The organism is Martelella sp. UBA3392 (genome assembly GCF_002358775.1).
GTDB lineage: Bacteria > Pseudomonadota > Alphaproteobacteria > Rhizobiales > Rhizobiaceae > Martelella > Martelella mediterranea.
The window spans coordinates 1-4,422 of record NZ_DEPM01000304.1; the positions used below are offsets into that span (position 1 = coordinate 1).

A 4,422-nucleotide genomic window follows, 5' to 3' on the forward strand; every position below is an offset into this window, starting at 1 on the left:
GGCTACCAGATCGGCCTCATGAGCGAGGAAGAGGAGGAGATGTTCGACGAGCTCTCGGAAGAAGAATTCGCCGAGGAGCTGCGCGCGGCGGAGCGCGGCGACGTGTCTGCCGCGGCGGCGGTAGAGGTGTCGGAGCCAGCTCCCGCGCCCGCGCCGGCCCCCGCGCCCCGGCGGAGCCGCTGCCCATCGCTGCTGATGTTCGTAACGCGGCGTCGGAAGCGCCTTACGCCATCGACGCGACGCGGTGATGTGCGCACAGGTAGACACGCGCGTGATCCAGGCCATGAAGGCGCGCGACAAGGACCTGACCTCCACGTTGCGCCTCATCAAGACGGCGCTGACGAACGCGGCGAAGGAGTCGGGCGTGGAAGCAATCGATGACGAGGAAGCCGTCAAGGTGCTGCGGAAGATGTCGAAGATGCGCCAGGAGTCCATCGAGATGTTCGAGAAGGGCGGCGAGCCCGAGCGCGCGGCGGCCGAGGAGGCCGCGGCGCAGGAGCGCGCCGCGCGCCAGGTCCAGAAAGAGAGGGCGGCGGAGCAGAGCCCCGCCGCCGTCGAGAAGAAGGCCGCGCCGGTGGAGTTCAAGCTGCCCTCGTTCCTGTCGGGCCTCGCGGCGGCGCCGAAGGCCCCGACGCCCGCTCCTGCGCCGGTCGCCGAGAAGCCGGCGCCGGCGCCGAAGCCCGCGCCGAAGCCCGTCGAGCTGCCCAAGTTCGAACTGCCAAAGTTCGAGCTGCCCAAGCCCCAGCCGCCCTCGAAGCAGGAGCTCGCGCAGCAGGCGCAGCGCAAGCGCGAGCGCGAGGCGAAGGTGGCGCGCGAGCGCGCCGAGCGCGAGGCCGAGAAGGCGGCGGCCCAGGCGCGCCTCGACGCGCAGAAGGAGGCCGCCGCGACGGCGGCGGCCGCCGCGGCGAGGGCCCGGAGGGAGGCCGAGGAGCAGAAGGCGCGCGCCGAGGCCGCGCGCGCCAAGGCCGAGGCGGCGCCGCCGCGGCCCGACCTCCCGCGCGCGCCGTCCGTGCCGGCGCCGGTCACGAAGGCGCCGAAGGCCCCGGCCTTCAGCTTCCCCAAGTTCGAGCTGCCGAAGGCGGCGCCGGCGCCCGCCCCGGCGCCCGCGCCCGCGCCGGCGCCGCCCGGGCGGAGCCCCTGGTCCGCCGACGGCTTCGACTCGCCGGCGCCGGCGCCGCTGTCGCAGCCGACCGGGTCGTGGAATGCGCAGTTCGCAGCGGGCGGCTTCGACGACGACGCCTTCGGCAGCGGCATGGCGTCGCAGGCGCCCAACGCCCCCGCCGCCGCCGCACCGCCGCCGCCCGCCGCCGCCGCCGGCCGCGAGCGCACCACCACCCGGACGACCTTGCGGTCGATGTCGCGGAGCGAGATCTTGGCGGCGGCCGCCGCGCCGGCGGGCGCGTGGAGCGTCTCTCCCCGCAGCTCGAGCTCGCGCGCGCGCACCGCCGCCTGCGCGGCGCCGCTCCACTCCCGCCACGCGCCCAGCTCGGGCTCCGCCTCGGGGCTTTCCGCCGCCGCTGCCGCCGTCGCCTATGTCGAAAAGACCCAGATCAACGAACGCCCGCCGATCGGCATTCCGGAGCAGGACGGTGCGTCCGGCGCGATGTTCATCGATCCCGCCACCCGTTCCAATCTCGAACTGGTGCGCACCATGGCCGGCGGGCGCGACGGCTCGCTCTTGAAGGCGATCGACCGCACGGTGACCGGCGGCGGCGCGCGCCTGCTCGGCGAACGGCTGATGTCGCCGCTGACGGATGTTGAGACCATCCATGCCCGGCTCGATTCGGTGGGCTTCTTCCTCTCCGATGTCGCGCGCTCGGATGCCGTGCGCGACCATCTGAAGCAGCTTCCCGACATGCCGCGCGCGCTGTCGCGTCTGGCGCTCGATCGCGGCGGCCCGCGCGACCTCGGCGCGATCGAGCGCGGCCTCACGGTTGCCCGCGCGATCGCCGATGTGCTGTCCGGCGCGGAGCTGCCGGGCGAGCTTTCCGCCGCGCTGGCATCGCTTCAGGCCCTGCCGTATGACCTTGAGCAGCAACTCGCCGCAACCCTTGCCGAGGAGCTGCCGCTCCTGAAGCGGGACGGTGGCTTCGTGCGCGAAGGCGCGGACAATGCGCTCGACGAGGCGCGGGGGCTGCGCGACAAATCCCGCCGGATCATCGCCGGGCTGCAGGCGCAATATGCCGAGGAAACCGGGGTCAAGGCCCTGAAGATCAAGCACAACAACGTGCTCGGCTATTTCATCGAGGTCACCGCCGGCAATGCCCGCGCGCTGACCGAGGGCGATGAAGCAAAGGCGAAGTTCATCCACCGCCAGACCATGGCGAACGCGATGCGGTTCACCACCGCCGAGCTCGCCGATCTGGAAAGCCGGATCGCCAATGCGGCGGGCGAGGCGCTGGCGATCGAGCTCACGGCCTTCGAAACGCTCCGCCGCAATGTCGTGGCGGCCGCCGAAAGCCTGAAGAAGGGCGCACATGCGCTTGCGATCATCGATGTGTCGGCCGGTCTGGCCGTACTGGCCGAGGCGGAGGCCTATTGCCGGCCGCAGGTCGATGGCACCACCGCCTTCGAAATCGAGGGTGGCCGTCATCCCGTGGTCGAACAGGCGCTGCGCAAGCAATCGGCGGGCCCGTTTGTCGCCAATGATTGCACGCTGTCGCCGGTGACGGGCGAAAATGGCTGCCTCTGGCTGCTGACCGGCCCCAATATGGGCGGTAAATCGACCTTCCTGCGTCAGAATGCGCTGATCGCGATCCTTGCCCAGATCGGCGCCTATGTGCCCGCGGCAAAGGCCCATATCGGCATCGTCGACCGGCTGTTTTCGCGGGTCGGCGCGTCCGACGATCTGGCGCGCGGGCGCTCGACCTTCATGGTCGAGATGGTCGAGACGGCGGCGATCCTCAATCAGGCGGGCCCGCGCTCGCTGGTGATTCTCGACGAGATCGGCCGGGGCACCGCGACCTTTGACGGGCTGTCGATCGCCTGGGCGGCGGTCGAGCATCTGCATGACGTCAATTGCTGTCGGGGCCTGTTCGCGACCCATTTTCATGAACTGACCGCGCTTTCGGAAAAGCTGCCCCGTCTGGTGAACGCGACGATGCGCGTCAAGGAATGGAAGGGCGATGTCGTGTTTCTGCACGAGGTCGGGCCGGGGGCGGCCGATCGCTCCTACGGTATTCAGGTCGCCCGTCTCGCCGGCCTGCCGGCTGCCGTGGTCAAGCGCGCGAAGAACGTGCTCACGCGGCTGGAGGATGCAGATCGCAAGAACCCGGCTGCGAGCCTGATCGATGATCTGCCGCTGTTCCAGTCCGCCATGCGCGCGCCCGAGCCTGCGCCAAAAGCCTCCGAGGTCGAGGCCATGCTCGCCGATATCCGGCCGGACGACATGACCCCGCGCGAGGCGCTGGAAACGCTCTACGCGCTGAAGCGGAAAATGCATGATGCCGTTTCCATTGATGAGTGATTTGCTTTAAGAAACCTGCGGCGGCGCGAGAACCGCCGATGAAAAGGCAGGTCCATGCAGACAAAAAGGGCAGAGCAGCGCGAGCGTGCGGCGCAAAACACCGTGAAGGCCGCGCCGCCACAAGCCGATTCCTATGCCATGACGGAGGTGTTCGAGCCTGCGGCGCTGCGCAACGAGCTGCGTGCGATCGCGCGCAAGAATGACGGCAATCCGGATGCGACGCGCCAGGCGATCCTGGCGCGGCTGAAGGAGGTCAACGCCGCCGGCCGCGCCCGTGCCTATGAACTGCTCAAAGCCGATGGCGGCGGGCTGGAATGCGCGCGGCGCATCTCCTGGCTCGAGGACCAGATGCTGATCGCGCTGCATGATCTGGTGACCCGCACGATTTTCCCGGATACCCGCAAGGAATTCGCGATCACCGCCGTCGGCGGCTACGGACGCGATACGCTGGCGCCGGGTTCCGATATCGACCTTCTGTTCCTGATCGAGGAAACCGATCGGGCCGATACGCTGAAGGCGATCGAATATATCCTCTACATGCTCTGGGACATGGGCCAGAAGGTCGGGCATGCGACCCGCAGCGTGACGGAGTGCATCAAGCTCTCCAAGGCGGACATGACCATCCGCACCTCGATCCTTGAAATGCGCTATATCACCGGCCGCAAGGCGCTTGCCAACGCGCTGGAGCGGCGTTTCGACAAGGAGGTGGTGGCCGATACCGGCCCGGATTTCATCGCCGCCAAACTTGCCGAGCGCGACCAGCGCCACCAGAAATCCTTCGATACCCGCTATCTCGTGGTCCCTAATGTCAAGGAGGGCAAGGGCGGGCTTCGCGATCTCAACACGCTGTTCTGGATCGCGAAATATTATTACCGGGTGCGCGACACCGCCCAGCTCGTTGAACTCGGCGTGTTGTCGCGCCAGGAGCTGAAGCTGTTCCTGCGCGCCGAGGACTT

1 protein-coding gene is annotated in these 4,422 nt (G+C 69.0%); it reads left to right on the forward strand.

The window, feature by feature from the left end:
* Positions 1–3,520: 3,520 nt before the first annotated feature.
* Positions 3,521–4,422: nucleotidyltransferase domain-containing protein (locus B4E36_RS23845; RefSeq protein WP_345900902.1), on the forward strand; the 902-nt coding region annotated here is incomplete at its 3' end.